This is a genomic window from Psychrobacter sp. P11F6, assembly GCF_001435295.1.
Lineage (GTDB): Bacteria > Pseudomonadota > Gammaproteobacteria > Pseudomonadales > Moraxellaceae > Psychrobacter.
Genome location: NZ_CM003594.1, coordinates 1,836,041 through 1,851,243, shown reverse-complemented (window position 1 = coordinate 1,851,243; position 15,203 = coordinate 1,836,041). Strand labels below are relative to the sequence as shown.

Sequence of the window (15,203 nt, the reverse complement as noted above, 5' to 3'; positions counted from 1 at the left end):
CTTACATAATTGTTCTTATAATGATTAAGCCTAAAAAGGTTACTCAATGATCGCATTGATTATATTTATCGTGACTTTGGTTTTAGTGATATGGCAGCCCAAAGGACTGGGTATTGGCTGGAGTGCAATGGGCGGTGCGTTGATTGCCTTGGCTTTTGGCGTGGTAAAGCTCTCCGATATTGGCATTGTGTGGGACATCGTTTGGGATGCGACTTTTACCTTTGTAGCGCTTATCATTATCTCGCTTATCTTAGATAAAGCAGGATTTTTTGGCTGGGCAGCATTGCATGTGGCTAGGCTAGGCAATGGGCAAGGACGTTTGCTGTTTCCTATGATTGTGATTTTAGGCGCGTTTATCTCGGCATTGTTTGCCAATGATGGGGCAGCATTGCTATTGATCCCAATTGTTATCGCTATCTTACTACGTCTTAAATTCTCACCACCATCTGCTTTGGCTTTCATTATCGCAACAGGTTTCATTACTGATACCGCAAGTCTACCGTTAGTCACTTCTAATCTGGTCAATATTGTTAGTGCCAATTATTTTGACATTGGGTTTGGTCGTTATGCAGCAGTGATGATACCGGTCAATATTGTCTCTGTATTGGCGACGCTGGCCGTATTATGGGTGGTCTATGCGCGGCATATTCCAAAACACTACTCCATTGCTGATTTGAGTGCACCAGAGTCTGCGATTGAAGATCCGCTGGTCTTTAAGGCGGCCTTTCCACTGCTCGCGTTGCTACTTATTGCCTACTTTACGACTGAGTCATTGGGCATTGACATCTCCTTGGTGACAGGAGTGGCGGCGTTAATATTAATGGCAATTGCAGGTCGCTGGTGGCAAGGAGGGCGTGATGCTGTTGTTTCTGTATCTGATATTCTGCGTCAAGCGCCTTGGCAAATAGTATTATTTTCCATCGGTATGTACTTGGTTGTTTATGGCTTGGGCAATGCAGGATTGACTGCCTATGGTGCTCAAGTATTGAATTGGTTGGGGCAGCAGGGTACGGTCATCGCAACAGTAGGAACTGGATTCCTCTCTGCTATTGTAGCCTCTGTCATGAATAATATGCCGTCTACTTTAGTAGGTGCACTGGCTATCGATAGTGCGCAAGTACCTGCTGCTACTCGTGAGCTTATGATTTATGCCAACGTGATTGGTAATGACTTGGGGCCGAAATTCACACCTATAGGTAGCCTTGCGACTTTATTGTGGCTCCATGTATTGGCAGAAAAAGACTATAAAATCAGTTGGGGGCAATATATGAAAATTGGACTGCTTATTACCCCGCCCGTACTATTGGTCACGCTACTGGCTTTGGTTGTTTGGTTGCCTTATCTGTCTTCATTTTAAAATTTGAGTGAATGTCTTGCGATTAGCGTGGCTATTACGCTGACATCCATTAAGCTCATCGGGTATAATGGCGGCGCATTTTACCTTTTTACCCTTTACTTTTTTTAAAGCGATACGTTTATTTTGCCAAGGATTTATGATGAGTGATCAGCAAGCACAAAAGCAAGCCGCCGCCAAAGCGGCTCTAAGTTATATCGAAGATGACATGATACTTGGAGTAGGCACAGGCAGTACGGTCAACTGTTTGATTGAATTATTACCGACAGTAAAGCTTGCTGGCGCAGTTGCCAGCTCACAGGTCACTGAAGACAAACTTCGTGCCCTTGGTATTGAAATCGTTGATTTGAACTTTGCTGGTACGCTTGATATTTATATCGATGGGGCAGATGAGGTCAATGAGCATTTGCAATTGATAAAAGGCGGTGGCGGCGCGCTCACTCGTGAGAAAATCGTGGCAGCGGCTTCTAACAAATTTATATGTATGGTTGATGAGAGCAAAAGCGTTGAGGTGCTAGGTCGCGAGTTTCCTGTTCCGATTGAGGTACTGCCGCAAGCACGTTCTTATGTCGCACGGCAATTAGCCCGTATGGGCGGTGAGCCAGTTTACCGCGAAGATTTTGTGACTGATTATGGTAATGTTATCTTAGATACTTATGATTTGGATGTGAGTAATCCGATAGCGCTTGAGAAAGAGCTGAATAATATTGTGGGTGTGGTGTGTAATGGTATTTTTGCGGCCAATCAAGCTGATGTATTGCTGAAAGCAGGTAGTAATGGTGTGACGACACTTATTCGTTAAAAAATGCTTACTCGTTAAGAATCAGTTAAGCAGTGGCTTATCGTTCATCATAAAATAAAAAGGCAGATCACACTAAATGTGGTCTGCCTTTTTCGTACTTATTCTTCCATAAATAGATTATGGCTACATTGTTTAAAGTTTTATTTTGTCTTTTAACAAAAATTCCATCAAGGCTTTTTGCGCATGTAAGCGATTTTCGGCTTCATCCCATACCACTGAGCGTGGATCGTCAAGCATATCATGAGAGATCTCCTCACCACGATGCGCGGGTAGACAATGCATAAATACCACTTCAGGATCGGCTTTGTCCAATAGCGATGGCGTTACTTGATAAGCGGCAAAACGGCGCGCACGAGTGTTTTGTTCAGACTCTTGTCCCATGCTTGCCCATACATCGGTGACAATTAAATTTGAATCTTTCGCGGCTTCTTGTACGTTTTCGACAATACTGACGCAATGCGAGAAGCGTTTCATCAGCTCAGGGTCAGGCTCAAACCCATAAGGCGCAGCGACGCGTAGCTCAAAACCAAATTGATGAGCCGCTTGCATATAGGATGCACACATATTATTGCCATCACCAACCCAAGTGACAATTTTATTTTCGATACTACCGCGATGCTCATAATAGGTTTGCATATCAGCCAATAGCTGGCAAGGATGAAATTCGTCAGTTAAAGCATTGATGATAGGCACACTTGAGTATTCAGCAAAGGTCTCAACTTTTTCGTGACCAAAGGTACGAATCATGATGATATCGACCATGCTCGATATGACACGAGCAGAGTCTTCTAGCGGCTCACCACGCCCAAGCTGGGTATCATTTGGCGACAAAAAGATAGCACTACCACCAAACTGACCCATACCTGTCTCAAATGAGATGCGCGTACGGGTTGAGGATTTTTCAAATATCATACCAAGCGTACGACCAACAAACGGCTGATATATCTCGCCTGCGTGTTGCATCTTGCGCAATTCGCTGGCACGCTTTATAAGGTTTTCTAGTTCTTGTTTGGTTAAATCAGATAAGGTCAAAAAATGGCGCAAACTCATAGTAATCCTAGCAGTCGATCGCAGTCAGTGAAACGTCATCAGTCTTTAATAGCATCGCGTCAGTGCGTATACTGGGGTGACAACAAACTTTTAGTATAGCGCAATTAGGTTTAATGTAAATGTCCAATTTGCCGTGATTTATAAGTCTGGTAAACAGACATCACATGAATAGTGATAAGGTCAGCATAATTATACTTGTATGCGATTTGGGCGAATGCTTAGGCGGCATAATAGCTCATAGCTAATCGTACCAGCATGTGCGGCGACTTCATCGACGTGCGGGGCATCACCCCACAGAATTACTTTACTGTCTAACGCAATGTCTTCTGGTGCGGTACTGACATCAATGACAATCATATCCATTGCCACGCGTCCAATGACTGCGCATCGGTAGCTTTGATCGTTGGTAGTATCTATAACAGTGACATAGGCTTCATCGCTGATGACACGAGGGTAACCATCACCGTAGCCGACACTTACCAGCGCTGTTCTAGTGTCTTTCTGCGCTGTCCAACGACTGCCATAGCCAATAGCATTGTCTGCCTGAACTGTTTGCAGGGCGATAATTTGTGCGCTGAAATCCATCGCTGGCTGTAAGTCTAACTCATGCGCGCTTTTATCAATGACAGGGGCGCTACCATATAAAATAATGCCGGGACGTACCCAATCATAATGATGCTCTGGAAAATTAACGATACCGGCTGAATTGCATAATGAGCCTTTGATATCGTTGCTAATAGTCTCTTGCAAAGTGCTTAATACATCTGAAAAACGCTGAATTTGCATTGAATTTAATGGATGAGTGCTGTCATCGGCATTAGCAAAATGCGTGGCTAGTATCAGCTGGTATCCCGCTTCATGCAGGCGCTTAGCCGCTGCCATAATACCTTCAGCGTTGAAGCCTAGACGGTTCATACCAGTATTATATTTAAGCCAAACCACTCTGGTCGCACTATTGGCTGGTGGGATATTGTCGAGTGCCCACTGCAATTGCGGCGCATGATGAATCACGCAGCTAATATCACTATTAATGGCCTGCTGCCACTCATCAGCGGTAAATGCGCCTTCAATCAAACCAATCGTTTTGTCCCAGCCTAACTGCCGAGCTTCTAGCGCCTCAGTCAAGGTTGCAACACCAATACCATCTGCTTGTTGTAATGCAGGCAATACCGCTGCCACGCCATGTCCGTAAGCGTTGGACTTGACCATGGCTAGGACTTTAGAGTTTGGTGCCATTTTTTTAACTTGGTTTAAGTTGTGAGTAATGGCTTGTGGTTTGATTGTGATAGTACGCATAATTGGCTTCTTTATAAGTAGAATTATGAAGTTATAAAGCCAGTACTGCATCAATTAGGCTAATGCAGCACTGGCTATTTTATTAAAAACTATTTATTCGCTTACGATTAAGCTTTAGTCTTTATCGGGCTGATTTTTATTAGGCTTAAGTTTTATAAGATTGATCATTCGTCGTTCTCGAAACTGACATTTTGATAGTATTCTGGTGTTAGGTTAATAAAGCGGGTAAATTGCCCTTCAAAACCCAAACGTATGGTGCCGATAGGGCCGTTACGCTGCTTACCAATAATGATTTCAGCCACGCCTTTGTGGTCTGTATTCTCATTATAAACCTCATCACGATAGATGAACATAATCAAATCGGCATCCTGCTCAATCGCACCCGATTCCCGCAAATCCGACATGATAGGGCGCTTGTTAGGGCGGTTTTCTAGACTACGGTTAAGCTGCGACAAAGCGATAACAGGGCATTCAAGCTCACGTGCTAAGGCTTTTAAACTACGAGAAATCTCAGAGATTTCCCCAACACGGTTGCCATCTAGGTTTGGCACTTTCATCAACTGCAGATAATCGACAACGATGGCGCCAAGCTTGCCATCATGGTTTTTGGCGATACGGCGGCAGCGTGAACGCATCTCAGAGGGTGGCAAAGCAGTACTATCATCAATATAGAGATGCTTGGATTGCAAGTGCTGAATGGCGTTCATCATTTTTGCCCATTCATCTTCATTCATTTGCCCAGAACGCAGATGCGTCTGATTAATCGCGCCCCATGAGGACAGCAAACGCATGACGATAGACTCAGCAGGCATCTCCATCGAAAACACCACAACAGGCAGATCTTCGTTAAATAAAATACCTTCTGCCAAGTTCATGGCAAAGGTGGTTTTACCCATAGAAGGGCGCGCAGCCACGATGATTAAGTCACCTGCCTGCAAGCCTTGGGTTTTATTATTCAACTCAGCAAACGGCGTCTGCAAACCAATCATGCCATCGGGGTTGGATTTTAGCTCTTGAATCTTATCAATAACGTTGGTCAAAACAGCCGTAATGCCTACAGGTCCACGCTGTTCAGCGCGTTTATTGTGCTGCTCATTGATGCTAAATATCTTACCCTCAACACTGTCTAAAATATCACTGACGGTCTGGTCTTTAGGATTATAGGCGAGTGTGAGCATCTCATTGCCAGTCGTAATCAGTTGGCGTAGAGTAGATAGTTCACGGACGCGCTGAGCATAGGCGGTCAGGTTAAACAAGGTCGCAGGGCTTTGGCTCAAAATATCTGCCAAGTAGCTATCGCCGCCTGCACTTTTAAGGAGTTTTTGTGCTTCTAGCCAGTCGTGTACCATGACCGTATCATAGGGTTCGTTGACTGCCGCTAAATGAGCAATAGCATCAAAAATATACTGATGTCGCCCTGCATAAAAATCATCTTTGGTAACGATATCAGCAATCTTGTCGTACGCCTCTTCGATACTCATTAAGGACGCGAGCAATGCCTTTTCAATGTCGATATTGTGCGGCGGTGTCTGATTGAGTAAGTCGTCGGTTTTTTCGTTGTCTGCCATGATTGCCTAATGTGTCAAAAGTCGATATAAAAGAGGGTATAAATGGGTATGTGATATCAGGGTTTCATTGGGTGCTGATACAGCAAATAAAACGCCACATGTCACTATAATTGAAGTACCAAAACCTGATCTCGGTGTTGACTGGTAAATGCTATAATCAAAAGCGAAAGTTTAACACATAATAGGCTTTTTTCGGCACCGATAGACAACTATCTATTCTAGATGACGGTTGTAATAAGTAAAAAATCATCTATACAATATAAGTGTCAGTACTTATTTTTCCCATAAAAAATACAATAAAATTCACGACTCAATATAAATATAAAGGCGTAGTTACGATGCAAGATATACAAAAAAAATTGCCATTATTAATCACAACTGGTGAGCCTGCTGGTATTGGGATGGATATCGTGCTGCTATTAGCGGCTGAGGGTAAATTGCAAGATTTTGAACGCCCAATTTGGGTCACCGCTGATAGCACCGCTATGACAAAGCGCGCAGATGAGTTGGTTGCAGCTGATGTATTGAAAAACCTTCCCATCTGGCAAACTATTGATATCGATGCCGATGACTTTAATCTTAACGTTGTAGAGCAGATGTCGCAGCCAGATACTGACGTGGATAGTTCTTTTATTCTGCTTAATATATCTTGTGCTGCGCCAGTCGTTTGCGGACAAATTAACACGCACAATTCAGCAATGGTTGCTAAGCAGTTAGACGTTGCCCATCAGTTGGCAACCAACAAAATAGTGGCGGCTATCGTCACTGGACCATTGCAAAAGTCTGCATTGATAGAAGCTGGTATTAAGCTATTAGATGGCACGATGTTTAGTGGTCATACAGAGTTTTTTATGCAGCAAAGTGGCTGTGATAAAGTGGTTATGATGCTCGCCAATCAAGCCATGAAAGTCGCGCTTGTTACCACTCATTTACCGCTAAAAGATATCCCTGCTGCAATCACGTCTGACAATGTACGCCAGACCGTACAAATTGTCGTTGATGAGATGAAAGCAAAATTTGGCTTAACGCAGCCACGTATTTTAGTCTGTGGTCTCAATCCACATGCAGGCGAGGGTGGGTATTTAGGCGTCGAGGAAATTGAGATTATCAATCCCGTCTTGCAAGAATTTATCAAAGCAGGCGTAGACATATCAGAGGCGATGCCAGCGGATACCTTATTTACACCCAGACATCTAGCCAACTGTGATGCGGTGATTGCGATGTATCATGACCAAGGGTTGCCGGTGCTGAAGTCACATGGTTTTGGTGATACGGTCAATCTTACCTTAGGACTGCCGTATATCCGTACCTCGGTTGATCATGGGACTGCGCTTGATTTAGCGGGACGCGGCGGCGCAAGTGCGACTAGCTTATACCAAGCACTACTGATGGCTAATGAGATGGCGGATAAATCGCTTATTAATAGACCGCTTGCATAAGTCGGTGTCTTAGCGACATTTAGCACGCAGTATTGGCTAACTTTGGTGTGAATGATGGCTATTTATGAGTTATCAAACAGGGTCTAATATAAGTGGTCTATTAATAGGTTTGAAGGGTGAAATAGCTGGTTCCGCTGGGGTATGCTTTTCCATGTCATTACAAAAGTAAGTGTGCCACCAATAATGATTACTATACTGAGAATGATACCTATTTTTTAAGAAGCTTAGGCATTGAACTATCCGTACTAGATGCAAAGCAGGTATTCTGAGCTTATTTTTTCGATAATAGCAGTCTTGTTCTTCAAGGTTTTTTCTGTACAAATAACACAAACGAGTAGATCAGGACATAAGACAAACACAAGCACCGAACCTAGAGATTTAATGATAACTTTCCTATTAGCATAACCTGCGATACAAAAAACAGCTCCTAATTAGGAGCTGTTTTTTATCAGATAACACGATTAAAATTACGTCAACTAACGGCGGTTTTGAACATACACCACTTTCTGAGGAGCTTTCTTAACGACCACTTTCTGAGGAGCTTTCTTAACGACCACTTTCTGAGGAGCTTTCTTAACGACCACTTTCTGAGGAGCTTTCTTAACGACCACTTTCTGAGGAGCTTTCTTAACGACCACTTTCTGAGGGGCTTTCTTAACGACCACTTTCTGAGGGGCTTTCTGTTTTACAAAATGCGGTGCAGGTGCGGCACTTGCTTGACCAATCATCGCAAAACAAGCAGTAGCAGCTAGAATAGAACTCATCATTATTTTTTTCATTATCATTTCCTTCCAAATGCTTATCAAGCATCAATTATTAATTAAGATGTATCGCTTACCATCAGACAAAATGTCTTGATGTAGCCTTACTCTGTCGATAAAGGAAATGATAAAGGATTATGGCTTTGCGAAGCTTTATGAAACTTGACGAAAGGTTACAACTGTTACTAACTGCTCTAATCTTCTTTAGAAGTATGATGTTCTTGTATTCTGGCTAGTACTGGTAACGCTCACTAAGGGGTATAAAACTCTATCAATACCAACTTTTTTGGAAAAGCATAGCCTTGAGCCATGCTGTCGATTTTATAGTTATTAAATTCATATCTAAAACAAGTAGTGCGATGCCTGTATAGCGCACCGATCACGAATAGAATATGTATGGTAAGTACACTATGACTATTTCAGCGAGTTAAAACGTTGATGCCATTAGCCCACAGCCGAAGATTCAAGTCCTCACTAGGGTACCGTATCTCCAGTATGCTATGAATATCTTTGTTGACAATGGTTATCACTCACATTACTATTCAACTTTTTAGATAAACATACGTTCATTTATTAGGATTTTTGATGCGGAAATTTGTCCTAGATCACCCAAAAGGAAGTTACCGCAAGCTTTTTATTGTGGCTTTAATCCTAAGTTTTGGTTTTTTCATACACTCTTTGATAGATAGAGATATACAGAACATCTTAATATGGCTAGGAATATTTTTAGCAGCGTTGAAGCAAGTTGTCATACCTACAGATCTAGATCAAAAAATACCCTTATCGAAAAAAAGATACTCTATAAGTGACGATGACTTTATAAGTCATTACAACAGTAGCTCTATTATGCATAATAACAACAAGGGTAAAACCTGGCATAAATGGATAATACTGGGTGATGATATATCGTCCCTTTTACTTATTGCTGTCATACTCTATATAGTCTAATCCAAATAAAACCGATACAATCCTATTAACAATCGCATTTAATGAAATAAACGATGACTTATTCAATCGACTATCGCAAGCAGGTGCTTTCTAGCATCGCTGATGGCATGACCATCCGAGAAGCTGCCCTATTTTATGGACTTAGTACCAGCACCATTCACAGCTGGCAGCAGAATTTAGTCCCTAAAATAACTAGAAATAAAGCACCAACTAAAATACCTGATGACGCCTTGATTGAAGACGTAAAAAGATATCCCGATGATTATAACTATGAAAGAGCCCGCCGCTTGAGCTGTAGCAAGACAGGAATTTTTAATGCTCTAAAGCGCCTTGGCATCAGTCAAAAAAAAGACCTTGGAACACCCAAAAGCCTGTCCGATAAAGAAAGTAGCTTACCAGAGTAAGTTCAATAGCTTTACGCAGCAAGGCTATCCCATTGTCTATATGGATGAAAGCGGCTTTGAGGCTGGAACTATTCGTTCTCATGGTACCCTGTACCGATAGCTATAACTGGCAAGCAAAAAAGCATACTAATGTTATCGGTGCTCTGTATAAAAGGATGCTGTTTACGCTTGATTGCTTTGAGCAGAACATAAACAGCACCATATTCTACTACTGGTGCAAACACACCTTAATTCCCAGTCTCAAAAATAAATGCATGATTGTCATGGATAATGCTCGGTTTCATAAAAGCAGGGGTATCCAAAAACTCCTTAACAGGCATGGTCATTGTATTCTTTGGCTGCTGCCGTACAGCCCTGATCTGAACCCTATCGAGAAAAAATGGGCACAAGCTAAGTCTCTACGCCAAGAGTAGATGGAGAATAATCTACATAAAATCTTTTATGATATGGGCTGTATCGATTTTATAAAGACTTAACTATAGCATATTTGGTTAATTGAATTATAATTAGTAAGCCATAAAAAACTGTTGGATACCCTTGATATTATGGAAGAACTAATACCTACCGCTTATTTTTTTAGGTATATTACTTATTTTGAATATTTTCAGTTTTTTATTTTATAAATATACTGACTCAGTCAAACCCAAATATCTGTATTGGTATTTTTTTGTATTCTCTATGCTCATTTATCAGTCATTATTGGTGACTGGACAACTCACTACTTAAAAATGAACGCTCTAAGTATTAATTTAAACACGCTCGGCTTCTAACTTACTTACTATGTCCTTAAAAACCGCTTCAAAATGTTGGCTGTCAGTACATCGTTTGAATGCGTTACCATTCCAAAATCCTAAATGAAATGTGATTGTAAGTCGCTTTTTATCCGCAGTTATCCGTCTAACTTCCGATAGATTAACAATTTCATTGTCTAAAACTATAAAACTTGGCATCTAAATCTCTTTCTGTGGTGTTTATTAGTAACAGGTAGCTATAAACCTTACTTGCTCTATTTAGTTTCAGTATCAGAGTCGGGCAGGGATGTACGAATAATAAAGCGATAAATATCACAACATATTGTCCAAAAGAACCAAAGCAATATAGCAGCACATGAGCCTAAACCGATAACAATAGTGCTTATTCTAATACCGCCATCCAGACCCCCATTCCAAATATGAGGTGCAATAGGTGGACCCATCGTTGCAACAAATGCCAAGAAAAACCCTAACATTACTATAAATCCTGTAATTGTAAGGCGTATCACTATTACTAATATGTTATCAACCCATGTATCATTCTTCTTATGCTCTAGAAACTTAAACATGACCATCCTTTTTTTTGGCTACTTAACTCTCAATTGCTTTAAGTCCCTTTACCAAACCTGCCATTAAATCCTTATCCGTCTGTCTGGTCAGGAAATTCAATAGATTATCAGCGGTATACACAGCATCATCCATTTTTAGCTTTTCGAATTCTTGCCATCTGATAGGCATTGACATACTCGCCGTTGCGATAAGCATAATCCACCATTTCACCTTCTATCACAAAGCCCAAGCTTTTATATAAACCAATGCCTCCGATATTATCAGTGTAAGTAGTAATCTCAATACGCCTTATATCCAGCCAATTATCGGCTAAATCCAGCGCAGCGGTTATAAGCGCTCGCCCCACACCCTTACCTTGTGACGCAGATTTTACGCTGACTCCAAAGCTTGCTACATGACGCCGACGTTTTGATATCATGATCTCAAGCCCCAGATTCCCCACCACATCGCCCTCAATTTCAGCCACTAATACATACATACTGTCAGGTATGTCCGCTAGTCGCGTGCGCCATAGGGTCTTTGACGGCATAGGCAATTGCAAAGTATTAGCATATAAGGCCTCATCGGTATAAATGGCTTGCAATGCCTCTGCATCTTCTGGCTCAGCATGACGTATTTCGATTTTCATTATCCTTATCCTTAAATACGAATCATTGTTTGATGTACATGTCGACTTTGGCAGCGACCTACCATTTTTTTAGCACCACGAACTCACCCTTACCAATGGGAGCTAAGTAGGTGTAAAATTGTGAATTACCATTGAAATAATTAAAAACGTCTGTCATTTCCTCCTTATGAGAGACTGCATTATCAAACACAATGACGCCTTTTGTACTAGTTAACCGTATTACATCCTCCAAGATGTCTAAATACAATTTTCGATCCATGTCAACAAAAACCAAGTCAAAGCTTTCAGTCATTTCTGATAAAATCATAGGAGCGTCACCCTCAATAATTCTAATCTTATCCACTAGACCTGTGCTTAAGAAATTCTCTCTTGCAGCGCTAATCTTCTTAGAATCGTTTTCTATTGTGGTGATTTGAACGGCTTCGTCAGTACATAATGCTAACCAAGCAGCAGAATACCCATTTGAAGTACCTACTTCTAATATTCTTTCTGCTGACGTGATTTGAGCTAGCAGACCTAGGAACTTACCTGTATCTGGCGTTATATTGAGGTACTTATCAATTTTGTTGATAGATTTTGAGTCGTTAATCTGACCTTTCATATACAGTTCATTTAAAAAACTTTCAATATCTATGTCCTTCATTTAAGTAAAACTCCTTAATTATTAAAACAGTTCAGAATCCGTTTTAGTCTCAACCTTACCACCAAGTCCTTTTACTAAGTCTGCCATTAGATCTTTATCATCGTCTCAGAGGCTGTCAGAGCTAAAGCTCCAAGCCACGATATGATCTCTGTCGTTCCTAAAAGAAAGAATAACAAACAGCCTAATCCAGAGCTTGCTAGCTATTTGTAAAAGCTGCATCATCTTGTTGAGAATATGTTTTCGAGACTCAAGCATTTTCGTAGCATCGCTACTCGCTACGAGAAGTTGGCGCGTAATTTTAAGTCAATGCTCTATCTAGCGTGTACTGTCATTCATTGTAAGATGAATGATAGTATATGCCCTAATAAACCCTTACTTTAGCGTTTTGCTAATATGATTAGCCGTTAATTAAAATAAGGGTGGTGTATCAAAAAGTATGCTGATTAAAATTTTAACAATTTTTGAAGCTTTGAAAACCCTGTAGAATCAGAGAATTTAGTATAGATTTCTTATTGACTTTTATCGCCAGCATACTTTTTAGAATACCACCCAATTAATATGTTGGTTTCAGATAGCTACCTATATATCAATTCTTGATGATTACAGGAATTATCTTAAAGCTTAATACCAATCGAATCTCCCACAAAAATGCGAGTTTTTTAAAATATGTGCATTTAAGTTATAACTGACCCTGAAGTTATATCTGTACAACTAATTTTGAGTGGTTCTAATTACGCAACGTGATGATGAATGTTAGATTGCATTTATCTTTACAGTCTATAGTCCCAGCCCGTTTGAGTAATAGCCTGATTATAGTACAACTCAATACATTTGATAATATCGATTGCGGTTAGAAACTTCTTTTAATATATTCTAGAAACTCTCTATGGATCCAATGTCAAAGCAGTTATCATGTCGTGCCCTTGTTTCTTTAAACTTATACTGTCTATTTGTTTTATGATATTCTGATCATATCTATCGAAATATACCATTAGCCCTAAGTTTTGTCGGTAATCATCCCAAACCTGAGACACAATCAAATAGAAAAAAACGGACTTATCTAGCTATAATAGCTTTATGATTTAATATCTAAAATTTTACACATACGTGTGATGCTAATGTCTTTATAATTATTTTCATAAAGTTAGTAGCTCATGAACATGATTGTAGAAGCTTGCATTATCCATGATTATAACGGACCTTCAATTAATTCAGTAACATTAAAAAACTCATGTTTTAATTGAATATTTTAATTGAAAATGGAATCTAGCTGTCTCCAAATACGACGTTTAATACGCTCTAAAATCTCTTTCTCTACAGAATTGAAGGCATTATGTTTATGTATCTCATTAAATGTCATATACTTTTTTAGCATCTTGGAAAAAGCCTGTTTTTCTATATTATCGTATAAACCTTCCAGTTTAATGGCGCCAATAATATGATTTGGGTTGTTAAATATTGATGCATTAATGAAGCTGTTTTGATTTTTACCAAAAAATTCATTTTCCCAAATTATGATAGGTGTGTTCGGATAATCTTCAATAATTCTAAGTAAGCAAGAAATAGTTTCGTCTCTGTTCTGCCCATAAGTTATAGGGCAGTGGATTATATACTGTTTGTTATACTCTAAAATAAGACTAGAAACTACATCATTGATCATGTAGTGATTAAAACTTAAAAAATCACTACTGCTTGTGTCAACAATCATAGAAAAGTTACCTTTAATAAACTCCTCGAATTCTTGCATCATCTTTTTACGCTCATCTAAAAATTGAGCGCGGTTATATGCGCGGCCATGCATATCAGGTACACGATGACCAAGCTGTAATTCGATGAACTTATCATCATATTTCAATTGTTCGGAAATCATAGTTCGAGCAGATGCGCGGAACCCATGAATAGTCTGGGTGTCACCAGTAATACCAAGGCGCTTCAGCGCTTGGTTCATTGTGTTTTCAGACATTGGTTGGACGGTGGTGTGAATGGCTGGGAATACGAACTCACTTCTCTTATGGTCAGCAAGCTCATTTAGGATATTTATTGCCTGCTCTGGCAAGGGTACAATAAGTGACACGCCTGTCTTGCGTTTTGTCTTGCGGGGCGTGAAAGTCCAAGTCTTTTTTTCTAGGTCAAACTCGGACCATTTAGCATACCTCATCTCGCCAGCTCTAACAAACAACATTGGCATTAATCTTAGAGCGCATTTAACTTCAAAAGAGCCTTGGTAATCATCAATAGAGCGTAGCATGTGACCAAATTCAACCGGATCAATAATAGCGGAGTAGAGCTTAGTTGGCGGTTCCTTTAAAGCGCCTTTTAAATCCTGAGTAACATCACGATCGCACACTGCCGTCTGTACGCCATACCTAAAAACTTGGCTTGCAATGGTTCGCATCTTAATCGCTGTCTCATAGTAACCTTGTGCTTCAGCCGTCCTACAGGCATTTAGCACATCGATTGGCTTAATGTCAGTGATTGGCATATCACCAATGTACTTATTCAGTCGTTTAAGCTGTCTATTGTTATTTATGATAGTAGCAGGGCTTACGTTACGCTTACGACTCATGTAGTCATCTGCTATCGCTGCAAATGTATTATTGGATAGCAGCTCTTGCTCGCGTTCATCATCAATTTTCTGCTGCTGTGGATCAACGTCTTCAGCTAACATGATCCGTATATGTTTGCGCTGCTCACGGGCTTGGGCTAGTGAAACGTCAGGATAAAGGCCCAATGTGATAGTGGCTCTTTTTTTACCTATGGGCCGGACATAATCCATACGCCATGACTTGGTGCCCAACTTACTGACATACAAATAAAGGCGACCACCGTCAGCTAGCTTATAAGGCTTGTCTTGTGGTTTAGCTTGTTTTACCTGCGAATCTGTTAGCGGCTTGATGATTTTAGCTATTTTGACGGTATCGGCGAATACCGTCATTTAACGTAGAGATAAAGACAACTAAAGACAGCTAAAAACGTCTAAGCAAGAAA

At 40.6% G+C, this 15,203-nt stretch carries 13 protein-coding genes and 1 pseudogene; 6 read left to right on the top strand and 8 right to left on the bottom strand.

All coding sequences use genetic code 11. From position 1 onward, the window contains the following. The first annotated feature begins 46 nt into the window (after positions 1-46). Positions 47-1,357, top strand: coding sequence for an arsenic transporter (locus tag AK822_RS07555; RefSeq protein ID WP_060491163.1), 1,311 nt, complete (start codon positions 47-49; stop codon positions 1,355-1,357). Positions 1,358-1,496: 139 nt separating this feature from the next. Then, positions 1,497-2,156, top strand: coding sequence for a ribose-5-phosphate isomerase RpiA (gene rpiA / locus AK822_RS07550; RefSeq protein WP_060491162.1), 660 nt, complete (start codon positions 1,497-1,499; stop codon positions 2,154-2,156). 132 nt (positions 2,157-2,288) lie between these two features. Here rpiA and argF read toward each other — a convergent pair whose 3' ends face one another. The 3 genes from argF to dnaB all read right to left on the bottom strand — a co-directional run bounded on the left by argF (position 2,289) and on the right by dnaB (position 6,070). After that, positions 2,289-3,206 (bottom strand): ornithine carbamoyltransferase, encoded by a 918-nt coding sequence (argF, locus tag AK822_RS07545; protein WP_055124903.1) that lies wholly within the window; start codon positions 3,204-3,206, stop codon positions 2,289-2,291. Positions 3,207-3,395: 189 nt separating this feature from the next. Then, positions 3,396-4,502: an alanine racemase gene (gene alr / locus AK822_RS07540; protein WP_060491161.1), complete on the bottom strand. Its 1,107-nt coding sequence runs from the start codon at positions 4,500-4,502 to the stop codon at positions 3,396-3,398. Between the two features lie 164 nt (positions 4,503-4,666). After that, positions 4,667-6,070: a replicative DNA helicase gene (gene dnaB / locus AK822_RS07535; RefSeq protein ID WP_055124901.1), complete on the bottom strand. Its 1,404-nt coding sequence runs from the start codon at positions 6,068-6,070 to the stop codon at positions 4,667-4,669. Between the two features lie 347 nt (positions 6,071-6,417). Between dnaB and pdxA the strand changes: the two genes are divergently transcribed. Continuing rightward, positions 6,418-7,509 carry a 4-hydroxythreonine-4-phosphate dehydrogenase PdxA gene (gene pdxA / locus AK822_RS07530; RefSeq protein WP_087945702.1) on the top strand — a complete coding sequence of 364 codons (1,092 nt, stop codon included), beginning with the start codon at positions 6,418-6,420 and terminating at the stop codon, positions 7,507-7,509. A 476-nt stretch (positions 7,510-7,985) separates the two neighbouring features. Here the strand turns inward: pdxA and AK822_RS07525 are convergent, their stop codons facing one another. Next, the gene (locus tag AK822_RS07525; protein ID WP_087945595.1) at positions 7,986-8,288 is read right to left on the bottom strand and encodes a hypothetical protein; all 303 of its coding nucleotides are present in this window, start codon (positions 8,286-8,288) and stop codon (positions 7,986-7,988) included. Between the two features lie 983 nt (positions 8,289-9,271). Here AK822_RS07525 and AK822_RS07515 point away from each other — a divergent pair. Both AK822_RS07515 and AK822_RS15270 read left to right on the top strand, forming a co-directional pair. Continuing rightward, positions 9,272-9,622 (top strand): IS630 transposase-related protein, encoded by a 351-nt coding sequence (locus AK822_RS07515; protein ID WP_060491158.1) that lies wholly within the window; start codon positions 9,272-9,274, stop codon positions 9,620-9,622. A gap of 44 nt (positions 9,623-9,666) precedes the next feature. Then, complete coding sequence (locus AK822_RS15270) at positions 9,667-10,035, top strand: transposase (protein WP_416202325.1); 369 nt, start codon at positions 9,667-9,669, stop codon at positions 10,033-10,035. A 593-nt stretch (positions 10,036-10,628) separates the two neighbouring features. Here the strand turns inward: AK822_RS15270 and AK822_RS07500 are convergent. From AK822_RS07500 to AK822_RS07490, 3 genes are all read right to left on the bottom strand, one after another. Further along, positions 10,629-10,943: a hypothetical protein gene (locus tag AK822_RS07500; protein ID WP_060491156.1), complete on the bottom strand. Its 315-nt coding sequence runs from the start codon at positions 10,941-10,943 to the stop codon at positions 10,629-10,631. A gap of 125 nt (positions 10,944-11,068) precedes the next feature. After that, positions 11,069-11,572 carry a GNAT family N-acetyltransferase gene (locus tag AK822_RS07495; RefSeq protein WP_205628040.1) on the bottom strand — a complete coding sequence of 168 codons (504 nt, stop codon included), beginning with the start codon at positions 11,570-11,572 and terminating at the stop codon, positions 11,069-11,071. A gap of 58 nt (positions 11,573-11,630) precedes the next feature. Then, positions 11,631-12,215 carry an O-methyltransferase gene (locus AK822_RS07490; RefSeq protein ID WP_060491154.1) on the bottom strand — a complete coding sequence of 195 codons (585 nt, stop codon included), beginning with the start codon at positions 12,213-12,215 and terminating at the stop codon, positions 11,631-11,633. Positions 12,216-12,320: 105 nt separating this feature from the next. On the opposite strand from AK822_RS07490, the pseudogene AK822_RS15265 reads away from it, so the two are divergent. Further along, positions 12,321-12,596: pseudogene (locus AK822_RS15265) on the top strand (hypothetical protein); the annotation flags it as partial. Between the two features lie 868 nt (positions 12,597-13,464). On the opposite strand, the gene AK822_RS07485 reads toward AK822_RS15265, so the two are convergent. Further along, the gene (locus AK822_RS07485; RefSeq protein WP_228138982.1) at positions 13,465-15,150 is read right to left on the bottom strand and encodes an integrase arm-type DNA-binding domain-containing protein; all 1,686 of its coding nucleotides are present in this window, start codon (positions 15,148-15,150) and stop codon (positions 13,465-13,467) included. Between the last annotated feature and the right edge of the window lie 53 nt (positions 15,151-15,203).